This is a genomic window from Enterobacter sp. RCC_40 (assembly GCF_041360735.1).
Taxonomy (GTDB): Bacteria; Pseudomonadota; Gammaproteobacteria; order Enterobacterales; family Enterobacteriaceae; genus Enterobacter; species Enterobacter ludwigii.
This window is the reverse complement of record NZ_JBFUPR010000008.1, coordinates 30,076-50,636: the sequence shown is the minus strand read 5'-3', so window position 1 is coordinate 50,636 and position 20,561 is coordinate 30,076. Positions and strand designations below refer to the sequence as shown.

Sequence of the window (20,561 nt, the reverse complement as noted above, 5' to 3'; positions counted from 1 at the left end):
GATGACGCGCGGTTAAACGTGGAAGCTTTCGCCGCAACCACACTCGTCTTTGACGTTCGGGTTCGTGAATTTGAACCCTTCGTTCAGGCCTTCTTTTACAAAGTCCAGTTGAGTGCCATTGAGGAATTGCAGGCTTTTGCCATCGACCACCACCTTCACGCCCTTGTCTTCAAACACGGTGTCATCAGACGCCGGTTCGTCAACAAACTCCAGTACGTAAGCCATACCAGAACAGCCGGAGGTACGTACGCCCAGTCGCAGGCCAAAGCCTTTACCACGGTTCGCCAGAAAAGAGCTTACTCGCGCGGCAGCGCTGTCGCTAAGGGTAATCGACATACTCAAACCTCAATTATTTTGCTTCACGTTTGCTTTTGTAATCCGCAATGGCGGCTTTGATCGCGTCTTCTGCCAGGATAGAACAGTGAATTTTCACGGGTGGCAGTTCGAGTTCTTCAGCAATATCCGTGTTCTTGATTGCCTGTGCTTCGTCCAGAGACTTGCCCTTCACCCATTCGGTGACCAGGGAGCTGGAGGCGATAGCAGAACCGCAGCCGTAGGTCTTGAAGCGCGCGTCTTCAATGATACCTTCATTGTTGACTTTAATCTGCAGCTTCATCACGTCGCCACACGCTGGCGCACCGACCATACCGCTACCTACGCTTTCGTCGCTGTTGTCAAAAGAGCCAACGTTGCGCGGGTTCTCGTAATGATCAATAACTTTTTCGCTGTATGCCATGTTGAATTCTCCTTATGTACCGATTAGTGATGTGACCATTCAATGCTGTTCAGATCCACGCCCTGCTTGAACATTTCCCACAGTGGAGAAAGGTCACGCAGACGACCGATGGAGTTGCGAACCAGCTTGATGGTGTAGTCAATCTCTTCTTCGGTAGTGAAACGACCTAAAGAGAAACGGATAGAGCTGTGTGCCAGCTCGTCAGTCATGCCCAGTGCGCGCAGCACGTAGGATGGCTCCAGGCTTGCAGACGTACAGGCAGAACCGGAAGAAACCGCCAGGTCTTTCAGCGCCATAATCAGCGATTCACCTTCAACATAGTTGAAGCTGACGTTGAGAATGTTTGGTGCGCCCTGTTCGAGATCGCCGTTCAGATACACTTCTTCCATATCTTTCACGCCATCCCACAGACGGTTACGCAGCGTGCGCAGGCGCGCCATCTCGGTTTCCATCTCTTCTTTCGCAATACGGTAAGCTTCGCCCATACCCACGATCTGGTGAACAGGCAGCGTACCGGAACGCATACCGCGCTCGTGACCGCCACCGTGCATCTGTGCTTCGATGCGGATACGCGGTTTACGACGAACGTACAGTGCACCAATACCTTTCGGGCCATAGATTTTGTGGCCGGAGAAGGACATCAGGTCCACTTTCAGCTGGCTCAGATCGATAGGCAGTTTGCCCACGCTCTGGGTGGCGTCCACGTGGTAGATGATGCCGCGCGCACGGCACATTTCGCCGATGGTCGCGATATCTTGCACAACGCCAATTTCGTTGTTTACGTGCATGATGGAGACCAGGATGGTGTCATCACGCATGGCCGCTTCGAGCTCTTTCAGGTCGATGATACCGTTGCTCTGTGGTGCCAGGTAAGTCACGTCGAAACCTTCACGCTCGAGCTGACGGCAGGTGTCCAGCACGGCTTTGTGTTCGGTTTTGCTGGTGATGATGTGCTTGCCTTTTTTCTGATAAAAGTTGGCCGCACCTTTGATCGCCAGGTTATCGGATTCGGTCGCACCGGAGGTGAATACAATCTCACGCGGGTCGGCACCCACCAGGTCAGCAATCTGATTACGGGCGATATCTACCGCCTCTTCAGCATGCCAGCCAAAACGGTGTGAACGGGAAGCTGGGTTACCAAAGTTTCCGTCCAGGGTCAGACACTGCATCATTTTCTCGGCAACACGCGGGTCCACCGGCGTGGTTGCGGAGTAGTCGAGATAAATCGGTAATTTCATTGCTCTATAAACTCCGTACATCGCTTCAATGCAAGGAATCAGGCAACCGGCTGGATGTACGACCGAGTACACGGAGCGAGCGAACGCTCCGGCCTGATTCTGAAATACTTATCTTTTTATTACGCGCGTAATTTGACGTCGATCGCGTCCTGCCCGCGGGTGCTGCGTTGGGAGTCCTGGCTGTGCTGACGGCCAGAGACATCCAGAACTTCCTGGTTATTTACCAGCTCACCTAAGGTGATGTTGTTCAGGAAGCCGGTCAGACGATCGCTCAGGTCGCGCCACAGCGCGTGGGTCAGGCACTTATCGCCGCCCTGGCAGCCGCCTTTACCCTGGCAACGGGTCGCATCAACGGATTCGTCAACGGCACTGATCACTTCGCCAACTGCAATACTGCCCGCGTCTTTACCCAGCAGATAACCGCCGCCTGGGCCACGAACGCTGGAAACCAGTCCATTTTTACGCAGTCGGGAGAACAGCTGCTCCAGATAGGAGAGGGAGATCCCTTGTCGTTCAGAAATATCAGCCAACGGAACCGGGCCCGCTTCGGAGTTGAGCGCAACGTCCAGCATCGCGGTCACGGCATAACGCCCTTTAGATGTCAGTCTCATGTCTTACTTAACCTCAAACTCGCCCCTGCCCGGGGTTTTTTATAGTAAAATGGGGGTATTGCATAGCAGGGCCAAGTCTGACATTCCTGACTAAAATGGTCAACTATTTACTTGACTGTTTTAGTCAGGTATTTAACCTTCCGTGCCGTATCACCAGGATGAGCACTACTCTTTATTCTTTTGCTCAATCGACGCCAGAATCCCGCGCAGAATGTTCAGCTCCTGGCTTTCCGGACGCGCACGGGTAAACAGGCGGCGCAGCTTGTTCATTACCTGCCCCGGGTGACCTTCACGGATGAAACCGGTAGAGAGCAGGGTCTGCTCCAGGTGACCATAGAAGCGCTCCAGATCGTCCACCAGCGGGTAGACGGCCTCTTCCTGCGGCTCTGCCGTTGCTTTTTCCTGCGTCGCCAGCCACGCCATACGCACTTCATAGGCAATCACCTGAACGGCCATTGCCAGGTTCAGGGAGCTGTATTCCGGGTTAGCGGCAATGGCCACGTGGTAATGGCACTTCTGCAGTTCATCGTTGGTCAGGCCCACGCGTTCACGGCCAAACACCAGCGCTACAGGGGCCTGTTCGGCTTCAGAGACGCTTTTCAGACCGCATTCACGCGGATCCAGCATCGGCCACGGCAGTGTACGGGAGCGAGCGCTGGTCCCGACCACCAGACTGCACCCTGCCAGGGCTTCGTCCAGAGTATCCACGATCTGCGCGTTACCAATGACATCGCTGGCGCCCGCAGCCAGAGCGATAGCCTGTGAGTCGGGTTTCACCAGTGGGTTAACCAGCCACAGGTTCGTTAAGCCCATGGTTTTCATAGCGCGGGCTACGGAGCCCATATTGCCAGTGTGCGATGTTTCGACCAGCACGATTCGAATGTTTTGCAGCATAGTTTTAATGTCTGGATTCTGTGTCTGAAGAATATTCGGCCATATTATCATAAACGAGAGACATATTCCGATCTCGCTGCTATACTCTGCGCCGATTTTCCCGTTCTTTAACATCCAGTGAGAGAGACCGATGCATCCGATGCTGACCATCGCCGTGCGCGCAGCGCGCAAGGCGGGTAATGTAATTGCCAAACACTACGAAACGCCAGATTCTGTTGAAACCAGCCAGAAAGGCAGCAATGATTTCGTAACCAACGTCGATAAAGCCGCTGAAGCGATTATTATCGATACCATCCGCAAATCTTACCCGCAGCACACCATCATCACCGAAGAAAGCGGTGAACTTGAAGGTACCGATCAGGATGTTCAATGGGTTATCGATCCACTGGATGGCACCACCAACTTCGTCAAACGTCTGCCACACTTCTCCGTGTCTATCGCTGTACGCATTAAAGGCCGTACTGAAGTCGCCGTGGTTTACGATCCAATGCGTAACGAACTGTTCACCGCGACCCGCGGTCAGGGCGCGCAGCTGAACGGCTACCGTCTGCGCTGCAGCAATGCACGCGACCTCGACGGTACCATTCTGGCGACCGGCTTCCCGTTCAAGGCGAAGCAGCACGCAACCACTTACATGAATATTCTGGGCAAACTGTTCACCGAATGCGCGGACTTCCGTCGCACCGGTTCTGCCGCGCTGGACCTGGCCTATGTGGCTACCGGTCGCGTTGACGGTTACTTTGAGCTGTCACTGAAGCCGTGGGATTTTGCAGCGGGCGAGCTGATCGCGCGTGAATCAGGCGCCATTGTTTGCGATTTCACCGGCGGCCACAACCATCTGACGACCGGCAACATCGTTGCAGGTAACCCACGTGTTGTTAAAGCCATGCTGGCAAACATGCGTGATGAGCTGAGCGACGCGCTGAAGCGTTAATCCAGCCTGCGGTGCCCTCTCCCGGCGGGAGAGGGCACCATGCTGTACCTGACTAAAACGGCCTTAATCCCCTTCCCACCGGCACCGTACTCATCCACATCGTTACCGCAGCCACCAGCAGAATCATCCCGCCCGCCAGCGCGAGCGTTGTCCATCCGACCTGCCGCCACAGCACCGGCGTTTTATTGCCGCTGAGTTTGGCCGCCAGTTGACGGAAACTGCGCACCAGCAGTGCCAGTGACGAAATCGTGAGTGACGTCCCGGCCGCCATGGCCAATGCCGAGAGCATTCCCCAGCCAAATACACCCATCACCTTACTGAACAACAGCACCATGATTGCCCCTGAACACGGACGCATGCCCATTGAGAGCACAACCATCAGCCGCGCTCGCCAGTCATCACCGTTCTGCAGCTGCGCCTGCGTCGGCAGGTGCTGATGTCCACAGCCGCAGTTCGCAGTGTGTTCATGGTGCGGCGTAAAAGCCCTGAACTGGGGTTTGTGCAGCAAAGCCCGCAATTTTTTCAGTGCCCGCCAGCACAAGAGCAAGCCCAGCACACCGACCAGCGCGTAACTGCCCTTCTCCAGCCAGAAACTGCTGATATGCAGCTGACGAGCAGGAAGGCGTAATAACGACAGGACGACCACCACCAGCGCAATCGCCACGCCGCCCTGAAGCAGCGAAGATGCGAGGGTCAACCCAATGCTTGATTTGAGCCTGGACGGATGGGTCGCAAGCCAGGTCGCGATCACGATTTTGCCGTGTCCCGGCCCCAGCGCATGCAGGACACCGTAGAGAAAACTGAAGGCCAGAAGAGAACCGCCTGCCTTCGTCGGGTTTTCCGCCACCGCCTTCAGTAAGCCACTCATCTGCTGGTTGACCTCGCGCTGCCAGACAATGCTTTTCATCATCACCTGCGGCCAGGCGTGCCATAGCCACAACGCGCCGCACACGGCCAGCAGCAAAAAGAGCGCCAGCGGCCAGAGATGAAGCCAGCGGCGTGATTTTCGTGCCGGAGATGCGATCACTGACATTGCAACGTCACCTGCTGTGCGAACTGTTTACCCAACTCCATGTCTTCGGGTGGTGCATCTTCTTTATCGAGAGAGACCGCAAAATTGAGCGTCTCTTCGCTCGGTTTTGGCGTGTGCATTGCCATCGTGCAGATTTTTTGCAGGGCTGCCGGTAGCGTCACATCACTCTCCTCTGCGTAATGCATATCGACATAGTAAGTGGGATCAAAGGTGGAAAACGTATAGGTCTGCCCAGCCAGCGGCTGCGGATGCGCCAGCGGCAGGACAAACGTCAGTACCGCCTGATGTCCGTCGCGGGTCATGCCATATTCCGTCGGCCGATTCATAAATTTCACTTTTTGTCCGTTATGCCAGAACTCGGTGAAATAGTGCTGACCAAGCACGTTGGCCATCACTTCCGCCGCCAGCTTTTTCCAGATTTCATCCCCGGGTTTTGCATTCCCGGCATCGTACAGCAGGTCAGCCGAGGTGATTTCATCCATCGTCCAGCGCATTTTCAGGCCACTGAGCTGCACTCCGTCCGTTACCAGCTCGGTTTTCAGGCTGATAAAACTGTGAGGATGCGCGACGACAGCAAAGGGGATCACCGTCAAAAATAACACCATTGCGCTTTGTTTAACTGTTTGCATCAATTCCTCACGTCATAAATTCTGTGATGTTCGCCAGCAATCCTGAGTGAAAGGCCTGCCGGCGCGCTTTTCAGCGCCCATCCTTTAGCTATTCTTATCAAACATTCCCACTGGATACCCGACAGATGATGACGACGCTTGAAATTCCATCTGTGCTTTCCAGTTCGCAGCGCCGCTGCCAGGTGCTTTTAATGCTTTACCTGCCCGATGCTGCCGTTACCGCACAGAGCATTATCGCTGCCAATGGCGTTGACGACGCTATGGCACGGCAAGATATAGCCGAGACGCGCGATGAAATCCAGCGCTATCACCGGCTCGACATCGTCACGTACCATGACGGCAGCTACCGGATTGAAGGCTCAGCCCTGAATCAACGTTTATGCCTGCTGCACTGGCTGCGCAGGGCTATGCGGCTGTGTCCGCAATTCGTTTCGCATCAGTTTACCCCCGCGCTGAAAACCGCGCTTAAACAGCAGGGTATTGCCCGTCCTCTCTATGACGATACCAACCTGCGAGCGTTGATCAGCTTCTGCTCACGTAAGCTTCAGCGCCCGTTTGATTGCCGGGACGTACAGTTTTTGCAGCTCTATCTGCAGTATTGCCTGATGCAGCATCATCTGGGGAATACCCCGCAGTTTTCATCGGTGCAGCGTAACTGGACGCAATCAAGAGGGGAATATTTCACCGCTCAGGAGATTGTTCGTCACTGGAAACGCCGCGTGCCACAAGGGACCCACAGCGATGAACAACTGTTTCTTGCACTGCTGTTTATGATGCTGCGCACCCCTGACCCTGTGCTTGATAAGCATCAGCAGGATCAGCGCCTGCGTCGGGCGATTGTGCGCATGGTCGCCCGTTTTCGGGCGCAAACCGGGATGAACTTCAGCGATGAACAGGGGCTGACCGATCAGCTTTATATTCATCTGGCCCAGGCGCTGGACCGTTCGCTGTTTGAGATAGGCATCGACAATAGCCTGCCGGAAGAGATCCATCGTCTCTACCCCCGCCTGTTACGCACCACCAAAGAGGCGTTGTTTGAGCTGGAAGCGGAATTCGGGCTGCGTTTTTCTGATGAAGAGATGAGCCTGGTGGCGGTCATTTTCGGCGCCTGGCTGATGCAGGAGACCGATCTGCATGAGAAGCAGGTGGTGTTATTGACGGGAGAGGATAAATCCTGTGAGGACGTGATTGAGCAGCAACTGCGCGAATTGACGTTGCTGCCGCTCAACATTCGATATCAGACGCTGCAGGCCTATCAGAAAGAGGGGGCACCGCGCGAAGCGGCGCTGGTCATCACCCCTTACCCGACCGCCCTGCCCCTGTTCTCACCACCGCTGATCCACGCCGTTGAGACGCTGAACACGCAGCAGCAAGAACATATTCGCGCCATGCTGGAATCGTAGCTACGCGCGCGCGGCGACTTTAGGACGAACGAACATCGCCGGTAGGGCGACAAGCGCCATAACCCAGAAGACCCCGTGTCCCAGATGCTGGTAAAGGAAGCCCGCAAAGACCGTCATCACCGCAATGCTGCCGCCCATCGCCACTGCCGAATAAACCGACTGCAACCGAATGACATCCCCGCCTTCACGCGCGGCGATATAGCGCATAGCCGCCAGGTGACATACCGTGAAGGTGCCGCAGTGCAGAATTTGCGCCACGATCAGCCACGGCAGCTCCGTCGTCCAGCCCATAATGCCCCACCGTACGACACCACAGACAGCAGAAAGCAGGAGCAGATCGCGCGCGCCGAAGCGCCGGAACAGCTTTTTGCTCAGCGCGAAGATAATCACTTCAGCGACCACACCAAGCGACCACAGGTAACCCACTGCAGATGCGGAGTATCCTGCCCCCTGCCAGTAGATGGCGCTGAAACCATAGTACGCCGCGTGCGCGCCCTGCAGCAGACAGACGCAGGCCAGGAAACGCCAGCTTTGTGCCACCAGGCTTCGCCAGGCCGGCCAGCCGGCGCTTTCCTGATGACGGCTCTTACCTTGCGGCATTACCGATGGACGCAACAGCATCCCCAGCAGCATGGAGGCAATGCCGATACTCAGCAGCGCAAGGATCGCACGGTAATCGTAAAGGCTAACCAGTTTACCCACCAGTGCAGAGCCGATGACAAAGGCAATTGAGCCCCACAGCCGCACCCGGCCATAATCCATCGTTATCTGTTTTTGCCAGGTGTTTGCCAGGGCATCCGTCAGCGGAACCAGCGGCGAGAAAAAGAGGTTGAAGCCGACCATCACCACCATCAGCCATGCAAACTGGTGGCTCACCCAGAAACAGGCGACAAAGACCAGCGTCAACAGCGCCAGAATGCGTACCGCCTTAATCAGCAAGGAGGGATCGCTGACGCGCGGTGCGATCAGCAGGCTTCCCAGGAAACGTGCCACCAGACCAGCGCCAAGCAGGATACCTATGGTCTCGGGCGTCAGGCCGATCCCCTTGAGCCAGACGCTCCAGAAAGGCAGAAAAATACCGTAGCTAAAGAAATAGGTGAAATAACTGAGCGCCAGCCAGCGCGTGGAATGCAAGACCATGAATCCCTCCCGAAATGGAGGCCATAGTCTGGCGAGAATACAAAAATTAAGCAAGTCGATAGCCTGCCACAAATTAACGAAAATTTAACATATTGTGCAGTCATCTGACTTATGGCAGGGAATGAAAATGTGTATTACGTTTAAATTACTCCACTTGCAGAGGTATTTCTGCCATGAACTCACTTCGCTATTTAGATTTCGGCCAGGCACGTCACCTGTTGCTGTTAATAGGTCGTATCGCGCTTGTCGTACTGTTTATTATCTTCGGCTATCCAAAACTGACGGGGTTTAGCGGGACCGTACAATATATGACGTCGCTGGGCACACCCATGCCCATGCTGGCGGCCATTATTGCGGTGGTAATGGAGGTGCCTGCCGCCATCCTGATCGTGCTGGGCTTTTTCACCCGCCCTGTTGCCGTACTCTTTGTATTTTACACGCTGGGTACCGCGATTATCGGCCACCACTACTGGGATATGACCGGTGATGCCGTCATGCCGAATATGATTAACTTCTACAAGAATATCAGTATTGCCGGAGCGTTTATTTTACTGGCGATAGTGGGACCGGGAGCCCTCTCCCTTGACCGGCGTTAACCCATAAAAAAAGGCCGCAATCGCGGCCTTTTTTATTTCTGCAAACAGAAAGATTATGCGTATACCGGGAAGCGTGCGCAGATTTCCAGAACTTTACCTTTAACGCGCTCGATAACCGCTTCGTCATTGATATTGTCCAGAACGTCACACATCCAGCCTGCCAGCTCTTTCACTTCCGCTTCTTTAAAGCCGCGGCGAGTAACAGCCGGAGAACCGATACGGATACCGGAGGTCACGAACGGGCTCTTCGGATCGTTTGGCACGCTGTTTTTGTTCACGGTGATGTTGGCGCGGCCAAGGGCAGCGTCAGCTTCTTTACCGGTCAGGTTTTTATCAACCAGGTCCAGCAGGAACAGGTGGTTCTCAGTACCACCGGAAACCACTTTGTAACCGCGGTTCAGGAAGACTTCCACCATCGCTTTGGCGTTTTTAGCAACCTGCTGCTGGTAAACTTTAAACTCTGGCTCCATCGCTTCTTTCAGCGCCACCGCTTTCGCCGCGATAACGTGCATCAGTGGGCCGCCCTGCGCGCTTGGGAATACGGCAGAGTTCAGCTTTTTGTACAGCTCTTCGTCGCCACCTTTTGCCAGGATCAAGCCACCGCGTGGGCCCGCCAGGGTTTTGTGCGTGGTGGTGGTCACAACGTGAGCATGCGGAACCGGGTTCGGATAAACGCCTGCAGCAATCAGGCCGGCAACGTGCGCCATGTCAACGAACAGGTAAGCACCGATGCTGTCTGCAATTTCACGCATTTTTGCCCAGTCAACAATACCGGAGTAAGCAGAGAAACCGCCGATAATCATCTTCGGTTTGTGGGTCTGCGCCTGCTTCGCCATGTCTTCGTAGTCAATTTTACCGGACTCATCAATGCCGTAAGGAATGATGTTGTACAGTTTGCCAGAGAAGTTAACCGGAGAGCCGTGAGTCAGGTGGCCGCCTTGCGCCAGGTTCATACCCAGAACGGTATCGCCCGGTTGCAGCAGCGCGGTGTAGACCGCGAAGTTAGCCTGAGAGCCAGAGTGCGGCTGTACGTTAGCGTAGTCGGCGCCAAACAGTTCTTTAGCGCGATCGATGGCCAGTTGCTCAACGATATCAACGTACTCGCAACCGCCGTAGTAGCGTTTGCCCGGGTAACCTTCAGCGTATTTGTTGGTCAGCTGAGAACCCTGCGCCTGCATTACGCGCGGGCTGGTGTAGTTTTCGGAGGCGATCAGTTCGATGTGCTCTTCCTGACGTACTTTTTCCTGCTCCATAGCCTGCCACAGTTCGGCATCATAATCGGCAATGTTCATTTCACGCTTTAACATCCGCATCTCCTGACTCAGCTAACAATAAAATTTTGGCCTGAAAAGGCAGTCCTGTTGGACGACGGGCAACAGTATAACTGATTAGTTCTGTGATAACAGGTCTTGACAAACGATTTTACGCAAACGTTTTCCTACCCGCCACGCAAGGGTTTGAGGAATAAAGCCCTCATCATTTTCAACGGATTTCTTTTCAGGTTTGTGATGCATATTTTTCACGTTGCAAAGAACCATTTACAACGCAGGGGTATTTTTTATAAGATGCATTTAAAATACATCATTAAAAACACCACTGAAGGACGCTGCTATGCTCGACGCTCAAACCATCGCCACAGTTAAAGCCACTATTCCCCTGCTGGTCGAAACCGGCCCGAAACTCACCGCCCATTTCTACGATCGTATGTTTACGCATAACCCGGAGTTGAAAGAGATTTTCAACATGAGCAACCAGCGTAACGGCGATCAGCGCGAAGCCCTGTTCAACGCCATCGCAGCCTACGCCAGTAATATCGAAAATCTGGCGGCGTTGCTGCCTGCCGTGGAAAAAATTGCGCAGAAGCACACCAGCTTCCAGATCAAACCGGAGCAGTACAACATCGTCGGCGGCCATCTGCTGGCCACACTGGATGAGATGTTTAGCCCGGGTCAGGAGGTGCTGGACGCGTGGGGAAAAGCCTACGGCTTGCTGGCAAACGTGTTCATTAACCGTGAAGCACAGATCTACAGCGAAAACGCCAGTAAGACAGGCGGCTGGGAAGGTACCCGCGCTTTCCGCATCGTCGAGAAAACGCCGCGCAGCCAGCTCATCACCAGTTTTGAGTTCGAGCCGGTGGATGGCAAGCCGGTCGCTGATTATCAGCCGGGGCAGTATCTGGGCGTGTGGCTGAAGCCTGAAGGTTTCCCGCACCAGGAGATTCGCCAGTACTCCCTAACCCGCAAACCAGACGGTAAACGTTATCGCATTGCCGTAAAACGCGAAGATGGTGGCCAGGTATCAAACTGGCTGCATAACGAGGCTAACGTGGGTGATGTGGTTCATCTGGCCGCGCCTGCGGGCGACTTCTTTATGACGGTTGAGGCGAATACGCCGGTTACCCTGATCTCAGCCGGGGTGGGTCAGACGCCAATGCTGGCGATGCTCGATACCCTCGCTAAATCAAACCACAGCGCGCAGGTTAACTGGTTCCACGCCGCCGAGAACGGTGAAGTGCACGCGTTTGCCGATGAAGTGAATGCGCTGGCTTCCGGTCTGCCATGCTTTACCGCCCATACCTGGTATCGTCTGCCGACGGATGCCGACCGTGCAGCCGCACGCTTTGACAGCGAAGGTCTGATGAATTTGAGTCAGCACGAGGGGGCATTCAGCGCGCCGGAGATGCAGTTTTATGTCTGCGGACCGGTAGCGTTTATGCAGTATGCCGCGAAGCAGCTGGTGGAGTTGGGTGTGAATAAAGACAACATTCATTACGAATGTTTCGGGCCGCATAAAGTACTGTAATCGCCCGATGGCGCTACACTTTCCCGGCCGGTGAGGTTTTGCAGGCCGGGTAAGCATAGCGCCACCCGGCTGAATCAGGAATCAGGTACTGACGATTAAATCGCGGCGTCGTCTTCTTCACCGGTACGGATACGGATCACGCGTGCCACATCAAAGACGAAGATTTTACCGTCGCCAATTTTGCCGGTCTGCGCCGTACGGATAATGGTATCCACACAGGTATCCACAATATCGTCGCTCACCACGATTTCAATTTTCACTTTTGGCAGAAAGTCCACCATGTACTCTGCGCCACGGTAAAGTTCGGTGTGGCCCTTCTGGCGACCAAAACCTTTCACTTCCGTCACTGTCATCCCGGTGATGCCCACTTCCGCCAGCGCTTCACGCACATCATCCAGTTTGAAAGGTTTAATAATCGCATCAATCTTTTTCATGGTGGGTCCTTAAACTCTTGCCTGTAAGCTGCTTCGTAATCGGTTGCTCACAGTATCATACTCATTCAGATTTTGCGGTACTACTCTTTAAAATCGTTTGCTTCCAGCTCATGGCGGGAGAGCAGCTTGTAGAACTCAGTACGGTTGCGCCCGGCCATACGCGCCGCATGGGTTACGTTGCCTTTGGTTATCTGCAGGAGCTTGCGCAGATAGTTCAGTTCGAACTGATTACGCGCTTCTGCAAACGTCGGCAGCGCGGTGTTTTCCCCTTCCAGCGCCTGCTCCACCAGCGCGTCGCTAATGACGGGTGAGGAGGTCAGCGCCACGCACTGTTCAATAACGTTCACCAGCTGACGCACGTTGCCCGGCCAGCTTGCAGCCATCAGCCGTTTCATCGCATCGGTGGAAAACGCCCGTACAAAAGGCTTATGCCGATCGGCCGCCTGGCGCAAAAGATGGTTTGCCAGCAGCGGAATATCTTCCGCCCGCTCGGCCAGTGCCGGAATTTTCAGGTTCACCACGTTCAGACGGTAGTAGAGATCTTCACGAAACTCGTTGCGCGCCATGACTTTTGGTAAATCGCGGTGCGTGGCCGAAATGATACGCACGTTAATATCGATATCGCGGTTACTGCCGAGGGGGCGCACTTTTCGCTCCTGCAAAACACGCAGCAATTTGACCTGCAGCGGTGCCGGCATATCGCCAATCTCGTCCAGGAAAAGTGTGCCGCCTTCTGCCGCCTGGAAAAGCCCTTCCCGGCTGCTCACCGCCCCGGTGAACGCCCCGCGGGCATGACCAAACAGTTCAGACTCAAGCAGTTGTTCAGGGAGCGCACCACAGTTAATCGCGATAAAGGCGTTTTTGCTGCGCGGGCTGGCGTTATGGATAGCCTGGGCAAGGATCTCTTTCCCGGTACCGCTCTGGCCATTAATCAGCACGCTAACGTCTGACTGCGCCACCATCCGGGCCTGTTCGAGCAGACGCAGCATAATCGGGCTGCGGGTGACGATAGACTCCCGCCACGCTTCATCATTCGACGGAGCCGCGTGCTCAAGCGCGCTGTCGATAGCCTTATAGAGGGCATCTTTATCTACCGGCTTGGTCAGGAAGCTGAATACCCCCTGCTGCGTCGCGGCAACGGCATCCGGAATCGATCCGTGCGCCGTCAGGATGATCACCGGCATGCCAGGCTGCTGCTTCTGGATCTCCGCGAACAGCTGCAGGCCATCCATTTCATCCATTCGCAGGTCGCTAATCACCAGATCAACCTTCTCGCGGCTCAGGACTTTCAGCCCCTCCTGCCCGCTTTCCGCCGTCACCACGCTGTAGCCTTCACTGACCAGACGCATCCCCAGCAGCTTTAACAGCCCCGGATCGTCATCCACCAGTAAGAGATGGGCAGGTTTTCGGCTTGTCATGGCTTCACATCCTCTTGTTTCTGCGCATCACCGTCTGGCGTCGCGGCTGACCCTTTTGGCGCGTCAGGCAGATAATTTCCGGCCGGTTTACGCGTCGAGAGCTGTCTTTCGATGTCGGTCAGGTTTTCAAGCTTGCGCGTTGTGGTATCCAGTTGAGCACGCAAGTGCTGCTCCTGCTGGCGCAGCGTATCAAGCTCGCTGTCGGTGGATTGCTGTAATTTGCTGTAGCGAAAACGCTCTTCAGACAACTGCAGTTGCAACGCCTGACCATCACGCCAGAGCTGATACACCGGGCGCACCTGCGCCGGAAGATTTCCGACAAACGTGTCCAGCCGCGTGACGTTGGTGCGACGCTCAACGGGGGTGATTTTCGCATCCGCGAGTAAAATTCCACGCTTGAACGCGTCCTGCCAGGTATCGTCACTGAGCATCGCCGCTTGCGAGCGCGCCTCAACCGGCGCCAGACGCTGGGCGCAATCTATTCCACGTAGCCAGAACAGCGGATTGCTCTCGACGTCATGCCCCGACAGATTCCAGATGTCGTCACAGCGGGTCGACAGGAAATCTGCCAGCTGATTATCTGGCCATTTATCTTGTTGTTTATCGCTAATCGCACTTTGCGGCACATGGGAAACACAGCCCGCCAGAAATAAACAGGGCAGGCTCAGGCGAAACATATTGCTGGAAAACACCGCGCGCACGGCGCGGGAAAAGACGTGTGACATACTCACCAGGCATAGATTCATTTCATTGATTTTTCCGGCTCAGGGGCAGTTCAATACGGAAGCAAACATCTGACCGTTCGTCCGTGGCAATTTTCAGCTCACCCTGCATGCGTCGTATGCAGTCCCGGGCAATACTCAGGCCCAGCCCACTTCCTTTTACCGCCCCTTTCCGCTGATGACTTCCCTGGAAAAAGGGTTCAAAGATCATGGTTTTTTCGTCATCAGGGATTGGAGTGCCGGTGTTAGCGACGTCAATAAACACCCGTGAACCATTCGTATAACTTCGGATATAAATGTTACCGGATTCAGTACCATAGTGCACCGCATTGGAGTAAAGATTATCCAGAACGCTCATCAACAGCATCGGTTCCGCGAGGCAGGTTGGCTCACTGAGCTCCACCCCGGTATGCATCATTTTAGCTCTTGCTGGCAAGCTATGGGCGGAGATCACCATATCCACCAGCGGCGCAATATCGACGTTTTCCAGCACCACCGCGCCATCCGCCAGCTTGCGGTTGTAGTCCAGCAGTTGCTCAATCAGCTTTTGCAGATTGCGGCTGCTGGCATCCAGGATGTCGACAATCTCTTTTTGTTCGGGCGTAAGCGGCCCCGCCACTTCATCTGCCAGCAGTTCCGTTCCTTCGCGCATGCTGGCAAGCGGCGTTTTAAGCTCATGGGAAATATGGCGCAAGAACTGATGGCGCTGGGATTCCAGCCATGCCAGACGTTCAGAAAGCCAGATAATGCGCTGGCCAACGGAGCGCAACTCGCGCGGGCCTTTAAAGGCGACCGTATCCCCGAGAGACTTACCCTCGCCCAGGCGGTTAATCATGCGCTGGATACCCTTCACCGGGCCGATGATCATGCGGGTAAAAAGCAGAACCAGACCGAGGCTGACGAGGAACAGCACCAGCGCCTGCCAGCCAAAGAACTGGCCACGTTCCGCAATCTCCTGCTGCAGCTGTTGCCCGCGAGAGAAGATAACCGTGCGGGTAGACTGCACCATCTCGGTATTGGCATTCGCAAAGGCTTCCAGACGGGCAGCCGCTGCGGCATCCGGGCCACTGTTCTTACACTGCAGTTGCGCCAGATCGTTCAAATCCTGACGTAACGCCTGATAAAGCTTATCGTCCGGCAGCACCCCTGCATGGGCGTCCAGCATTTCACTGTAGCGTTTACGTTGATTCTGATAGACCTTTTCCAGAGTAGGATCGTCAAGCACGCAGTACTGGCGATAGCTGCGTTCCATCTCCAGCGCGGCGTTAGTCATCGCTTCACTGCGTCGGGCGTCGATCAGCGTCGTGCGGTTAGTCAGTGCCGCCTGCGCACTCAGCGCGTTGAGACTCTGCCACGCCTGCCATGCCAGGATCAGCAAAGGCAGCAGGATTAGCAGAAAGGCCATCATGACAAGCTGTCGCAGGGAACGAGGAAAAACGGGCCAGCGTTTCAACGCATTACTCTCTTTATCGGGGTTTGAGGAGAGCGTAACTGAGTCTGCCCTTCAGATACAACAAAGCCGGGTAAAAACCCGGCTTTGTCATGGAATGAGGCGGTGCCTAACTCGACGTTTCGCCCTGGCCTGATAAAGCAACGCTATGATCAGTAGTTGGACGGCAGGCACCTTTTTGTGCGTCATTCGAAGTTTATGTAGCACGTCCCGAAGGGGCTGACATAAGAAGGTGAATGAGCCACTGATTAATATTATGCAACACTCGTGCCATAATGCAAAACAATAAATTATCTTATTGATATTTATCTATTTTATGCAATTATGCCGTTAATTGCCCGCTGAATGATTTCCAGGCTAAGTGTCGCTAAAAAGCAACACCTTAACGACAACCCACCACACCCTATAGAATTCAATGAGTTAAACGTCTCCTTTTGGAGACACCACGAATAGCGGATTGTCGCGGTTTTGCGACAGGCACAAAAAAGCCCGGTGGCGTTTTCGCGCACCGGGCCTGCTGTGGAAGTAGCGGTACGCTTAACCTAGCTGTTTACGCGCATTACGGAAGATACGCATCCACGGGCTGTCCTCGCCCCAGTTTTCCGGGTGCCAGGAGTTGCTCACGGTACGGAACACACGTTCCGGGTGCGGCATCATAATGGTCGCACGACCGCTTTCGCTGGTCACCGCAGTGATACCGTTCACCGAACCGTTCGGGTTAGCCGGGTAGGATTCTGTCACCTTGCCGAAGTTATCGACAAAGCGCAGCGCCACCAGGCCTTTGCTTTCAAGCTGAGCCAGATGAGCTGCATCGCGCACTTCAACCTGGCCTTCGCCATGGGAAACGGCGATTGGCATCTGCGACCCTACCATGCCCTGCAGCAGCAGAGACGGGCTTTGGGTCACTTCCACGAGGCTGAAACGCGCTTCAAAGCGGTCAGACTGGTTACGCACAAAGCGCGGCCAGGCTTCGCTACCGGGGATCAGCTCGCGCAGGTTGGACATCATCTGGCAACCATTACATACGCCCAGCGCCAGCGTTTGCGGACGGTGGAAGAAGGTTTCAAACTCGTCGCGGACACGGCTGTTGAAGAGGATGGACTTCGCCCAACCCTCACCTGCACCCAGCACGTCGCCGTAAGAGAAACCACCGCAGGCGACCAGCGCCTGGAAATCTTCCAGACCGGTACGCCCGGCCAGCAGGTCGCTCATGTGAACGTCGATGGCATCAAAGCCCGCACGGTAGAAGGCAGCAGCCATCTCAACGTGGGAGTTGACGCCCTGCTCACGCAGTACGGCCACTTTCGGACGCGCGCCGGTCGCAATGTACGGCGCGGCGATATCTTCGTTGATGTCGAAGGAGAGCTTCACGTTCAGGCCAGGATCGTTGTCGTTAGCCTTCGCGTTGTGTTCCTGATCGGCACACTCCGGGTTGTCACGCAGGCGCTGCATCTGCCAGGTGGTTTCAGCCCACCACATACGCAGGGTAGAACGGCTCTCGCTGAACACCGCGTGGCCATCCGCTTCAATGACAAAGCGGTCGCCCTGCACGGCTTTACCCAGATAATGCACGCAGTCTGCCAGGCCGTGCTGAGCCAGTACGCTTTCAACCGCGTCACGATCTGCGGCACGCACCTGAATCACCGCGCCCAGCTCTTCGTTAAACAGCGCCGCCAGACGATCCTCGCCCAGCGTCGCGATGTTCGCTTCAACGCCGCAGTGGCCGGTGAAGGCCATCTCAGCCAGAGTAACCAGCAGGCCACCGTCGGAACGGTCGTGGTAGGCCAGCAGTTTACGCTGTGCCACCAGGGCCTGGATGGCGTCGTAGAAACCTTTTAACTGCGCCACATCACGCACATCTGCCGGCTTATCACCCAGCTGACGATAAACCTGCGCCAGCGCGGTCGCTCCCAGCGCGTTATGGCCTTTACCCAGGTCAATCAGCAGCAGGGCGTTATCTTCAGTCACCAGCTGTGGCGTCACGGTATGGCGCACGTCTTCTACGCGGGCAAACGCGGAGATGATCAGCGACAGCGGAGAGGTCATCTCGCGCTGCTCGTTACCCTCCTGCCAGCGGGTCTTCATCGACATGGAGTCTTTACCCACCGGAATGGTCAGGCCAAGTGCCGGGCAGAGCTCTTCCCCCACCGCCTTCACGGCTTCATACAGGCCCGCATCTTCGCCCGGGTGGCCCGCTGCGGCCATCCAGTTCGCGGAAAGTTTGATACGTTTAATGTCGCCAATCTGCGTTGCGGCAATGTTGGTCAGCGCTTCACCAACGGCAAGGCGAGCAGACGCGGCGAAGTCCAGCAGAGCGACCGGGGTACGTTCGCCCAGCGCCATCGCTTCACCGTAGTAGCTGTCGAGACTCGCGGTGGTGACGGCACAGTTAGCCACCGGGATCTGCCACGGGCCAACCATCTGATCGCGCGACACCATACCGGTCACGGTACGGTCGCCGATGGTGACCAGGAAGGTTTTCTCCGCCACGGCCGGCAGGTGCAGAACGCGATTGACCGCGTCAGCCACGGTAATGCCCTGACGATCCAGCGCTTTGCCAGCTGCTTTACGGGTCTCAACGTCGCGGGTCATTTTCGGCGTTTTGCCAAGCAGCACGTCCAGCGGCAGATCGATCGGCTGGTTGTCGAAATGGGTGTCGCTCAGGGACAGGTGCAGCGCTTCGGTCGCTTCACCGATGACAGCATATGGGGCACGCTCGCGGCGGCACAGCTCGTCAAACAGCGGCAGCTGATCGGCAGCGATGGCCAGAACATAACGTTCCTGGGATTCGTTACACCAGATTTCCAGCGGGCTCATGCCTGGCTCATCACTCAGGATGTCGCGCAGGTTGAAGCGACCGCCACGGCCACCGTCACTGACCAGCTCCGGCATGGCGTTGGACAGACCGCCCGCGCCTACGTCGTGAATAAAGAGGATGGGGTTGGCATCACCCAACTGCCAGCAGCGGTCAATGACCTCCTGGCAACGGCGTTCCATCTCCGGGTTATCACGCTGTACGGATGCAAAATCGAGATCCGCATCAGACTGACCGGAGGTCATAGAGGAGGCAGCCCCGCCGCCCAGGCCGATGTTCATAGCCGGGCCACCCAGGACGATCAGCTTCGCACCGACTACGATCTCGCCTTTTTGCACGTGATCGGCGCGAATGTTACCGATTCCGCCAGCCAGCATGATCGGTTTGTGATAGCCGCGCAGCTCTTCGCCGTTGTGGCTCTCCACTTTCTCTTCGTAGGTACGGAAGTAACCGTTCAGCGCAGGACGTCCAAATTCATTGTTGAACGCCGCCCCGCCCAGTGGGCCTTCGGTCATGATATCCAGCGCGGTCACAATACGTTCCGGCTTGCCGAAATCCTCTTCCCACGGCTGCTCAAAGCCCGGGATGCGCAGGTTGGAGACGGAGAAACCCACCAGACCGGCTTTTGGTTTAGCACCCCGTCCGGTTGCGCCTTCGTCGCGGATTTCCCCGCCAGACCCGGTCGCCGCACCCGGCCACGGCGAGATCGCCGTCGGGTGGTTATGCGTTTCGACTTTCATCAGGATATGCGCCGGCTCCTGATGGAAATCATAGCGCCCTGCTTCGCGATCGGCGAAGAAGCGGCCCACGTCAGAACCTTCCATCACCGCGGCGTTGTCTTTGTAGGCAGACAGCACGTGGTCAGGCGTTTTTTCCATGGTGTTTTTGATCATTTTGAACAGCGACTTCGGCTGCTCTTCACCGTCGATAATCCAGTCGGCGTTGAAAATCTTGTGACGGCAGTGCTCAGAGTTTGCCTGAGCGAACATGTAAAGTTCGATGTCGTTCGGGTTGCGGTTCAGCTTAACAAACGCATCCTGCAGGTAGTCAATTTCGTCTTCTGCCAGTGCCAGACCGAGACGCAGGTTGGCGTCAATCAGCGCCTGACGGCCCTGCCCCAGCAAATCGACGCTCTGTACCGGCGCAGGCTGATGGTGGGAGAAGAGTTTCTGCGCATCGTCCAGAGAGGCAAAGACACTCTCCATCATGCGATCGTGCAGCTCAGCGGCAACGGTTTGCCACTGCGCATCGGTCAGGGTAGACGCTTCAACGTAGTACGCCACGCCGCGCTCCAGACGGTTAATCTGGTTCAGACCACAGTTGTGGGCGATGTCGGTGGCTTTGGAAGACCAGGGGGAGATGGTGCCTGGACGAGGCGTCGCAAGGATCAGTTTGCCGGTTGGCGTATGGCTGCTCAGGCTTGGACCATATTTGAGCAGGCGTTCCAGCTGTACTCGCTCCTCTGCATTCAGGGGTGCATTCAGGTCAGCAAAATGGACATACTCAGCGTAAATATTGCTTACCGGAAGGTCGGCTGCCTGAAAACGTGCCAGCAGTTTATTGATACGGAAGGCAGACAGTGCAGGCGAACCACGCAGAATTTCCATCATAAGTCTCTCGTCTTCGAAGCGCCGGGGCGCTTACAGTGTGCGCAAGGGGGGAAAACGGGCGTCATTATAGAGAATCCTGAGCGTCGACGAAACCGT

General features: G+C 55.6%; 18 protein-coding genes. 4 read left to right on the top strand and 14 right to left on the bottom strand.

What is annotated here, in order from left to right; translation table 11 throughout:
* Nucleotides 1-12 precede the first annotated feature (12 nt).
* The 5 genes from iscA to trmJ all read right to left on the bottom strand — a co-directional run bounded on the left by iscA (nt 13) and on the right by trmJ (nt 3,479).
* On the bottom strand, nt 13-336 hold the full coding sequence (gene iscA, locus AB6731_RS20350; RefSeq protein ID WP_003860659.1) for an iron-sulfur cluster assembly protein IscA: 324 nt from the start codon (nt 334-336) through the stop codon (nt 13-15).
* Between the two features lie 13 nt (nt 337-349).
* On the bottom strand, nt 350-736 hold the full coding sequence (gene iscU, locus AB6731_RS20345) for a Fe-S cluster assembly scaffold IscU (RefSeq protein ID WP_003860661.1): 387 nt from the start codon (nt 734-736) through the stop codon (nt 350-352).
* A gap of 23 nt (nt 737-759) precedes the next feature.
* Entirely contained in the window at nt 760-1,974 is a 1,215-nt protein-coding gene (gene iscS / locus AB6731_RS20340; protein WP_020883022.1) for a cysteine desulfurase, read from the bottom strand.
* Between the two features lie 119 nt (nt 1,975-2,093).
* Nucleotides 2,094-2,585 carry a Fe-S cluster assembly transcriptional regulator IscR gene (gene iscR, locus AB6731_RS20335; RefSeq protein WP_020883021.1) on the bottom strand — a complete coding sequence of 164 codons (492 nt, stop codon included), beginning with the start codon at nt 2,583-2,585 and terminating at the stop codon, nt 2,094-2,096.
* A gap of 165 nt (nt 2,586-2,750) precedes the next feature.
* Nucleotides 2,751-3,479 carry a tRNA (cytosine(32)/uridine(32)-2'-O)-methyltransferase TrmJ gene (trmJ, locus tag AB6731_RS20330; RefSeq protein ID WP_032669904.1) on the bottom strand — a complete coding sequence of 243 codons (729 nt, stop codon included), beginning with the start codon at nt 3,477-3,479 and terminating at the stop codon, nt 2,751-2,753.
* 130 nt (nt 3,480-3,609) lie between these two features.
* Here trmJ and suhB point away from each other — a divergent pair, with 130 nt between their 5' ends.
* On the top strand, nt 3,610-4,413 hold the full coding sequence (suhB, locus tag AB6731_RS20325) for an inositol-1-monophosphatase (protein WP_020883019.1): 804 nt from the start codon (nt 3,610-3,612) through the stop codon (nt 4,411-4,413).
* A gap of 52 nt (nt 4,414-4,465) precedes the next feature.
* Here suhB and AB6731_RS20320 read toward each other — a convergent pair whose 3' ends face one another.
* Both AB6731_RS20320 and AB6731_RS20315 read right to left on the bottom strand, forming a co-directional pair.
* The gene (locus AB6731_RS20320; RefSeq protein WP_371006737.1) at nt 4,466-5,446 is read right to left on the bottom strand and encodes a nickel/cobalt transporter; all 981 of its coding nucleotides are present in this window, start codon (nt 5,444-5,446) and stop codon (nt 4,466-4,468) included.
* Nucleotides 5,437-6,075, bottom strand: coding sequence for a DUF1007 family protein (locus AB6731_RS20315; protein WP_371006736.1), 639 nt, complete (start codon nt 6,073-6,075; stop codon nt 5,437-5,439). Before AB6731_RS20315 ends, AB6731_RS20320 begins: the two co-directional genes overlap by 10 nt.
* A 125-nt stretch (nt 6,076-6,200) precedes the next feature.
* Here AB6731_RS20315 and csiE point away from each other — a divergent pair, with 125 nt between their 5' ends.
* The gene (gene csiE / locus AB6731_RS20310; protein WP_014171189.1) at nt 6,201-7,478 is read left to right on the top strand and encodes a stationary phase inducible protein CsiE; all 1,278 of its coding nucleotides are present in this window, start codon (nt 6,201-6,203) and stop codon (nt 7,476-7,478) included.
* Here csiE and AB6731_RS20305 read toward each other — a convergent pair whose 3' ends face one another.
* Nucleotides 7,479-8,618, bottom strand: coding sequence for a 3-phenylpropionate MFS transporter (locus tag AB6731_RS20305; RefSeq protein WP_063156712.1), 1,140 nt, complete (start codon nt 8,616-8,618; stop codon nt 7,479-7,481).
* A gap of 173 nt (nt 8,619-8,791) precedes the next feature.
* Here AB6731_RS20305 and AB6731_RS20300 point away from each other — a divergent pair, with 173 nt between their 5' ends.
* On the top strand, nt 8,792-9,214 hold the full coding sequence (locus AB6731_RS20300; protein WP_014171191.1) for a DoxX family protein: 423 nt from the start codon (nt 8,792-8,794) through the stop codon (nt 9,212-9,214).
* Nucleotides 9,215-9,267: 53 nt separating this feature from the next.
* Here AB6731_RS20300 and glyA read toward each other — a convergent pair whose 3' ends face one another.
* Entirely contained in the window at nt 9,268-10,521 is a 1,254-nt protein-coding gene (gene glyA, locus AB6731_RS20295) for a serine hydroxymethyltransferase (RefSeq protein ID WP_020883014.1), read from the bottom strand.
* Nucleotides 10,522-10,825: 304 nt separating this feature from the next.
* Here glyA and hmpA point away from each other — a divergent pair, with 304 nt between their 5' ends.
* A complete protein-coding gene (gene hmpA / locus AB6731_RS20290; protein ID WP_371006735.1) occupies nt 10,826-12,016 on the top strand; it encodes an NO-inducible flavohemoprotein in 1,191 nt (396 codons plus the stop codon).
* Between the two features lie 95 nt (nt 12,017-12,111).
* On the opposite strand, the gene glnB is transcribed toward hmpA, so the two are convergent.
* From glnB to purL, 5 genes are all read right to left on the bottom strand, one after another.
* Nucleotides 12,112-12,450: a nitrogen regulatory protein P-II gene (gene glnB / locus AB6731_RS20285; protein WP_003860685.1), complete on the bottom strand. Its 339-nt coding sequence runs from the start codon at nt 12,448-12,450 to the stop codon at nt 12,112-12,114.
* A gap of 80 nt (nt 12,451-12,530) precedes the next feature.
* A complete protein-coding gene (gene glrR, locus AB6731_RS20280) occupies nt 12,531-13,868 on the bottom strand; it encodes a two-component system response regulator GlrR (protein WP_014171196.1) in 1,338 nt (445 codons plus the stop codon).
* Nucleotides 13,865-14,614, bottom strand: coding sequence for a two-component system QseEF-associated lipoprotein QseG (qseG, locus tag AB6731_RS20275; RefSeq protein WP_014171197.1), 750 nt, complete (start codon nt 14,612-14,614; stop codon nt 13,865-13,867). Before qseG ends, glrR begins: the two co-directional genes overlap by 4 nt.
* A 1-nt stretch (nt 14,615) precedes the next feature.
* A complete protein-coding gene (gene qseE, locus AB6731_RS20270) occupies nt 14,616-16,043 on the bottom strand; it encodes a two component system sensor histidine kinase QseE/GlrK (protein WP_025203453.1) in 1,428 nt (475 codons plus the stop codon).
* A 534-nt stretch (nt 16,044-16,577) separates the two neighbouring features.
* On the bottom strand, nt 16,578-20,465 hold the full coding sequence (gene purL, locus AB6731_RS20265) for a phosphoribosylformylglycinamidine synthase (RefSeq protein WP_068794874.1): 3,888 nt from the start codon (nt 20,463-20,465) through the stop codon (nt 16,578-16,580).
* Nucleotides 20,466-20,561: the final 96 nt, after the last annotated feature.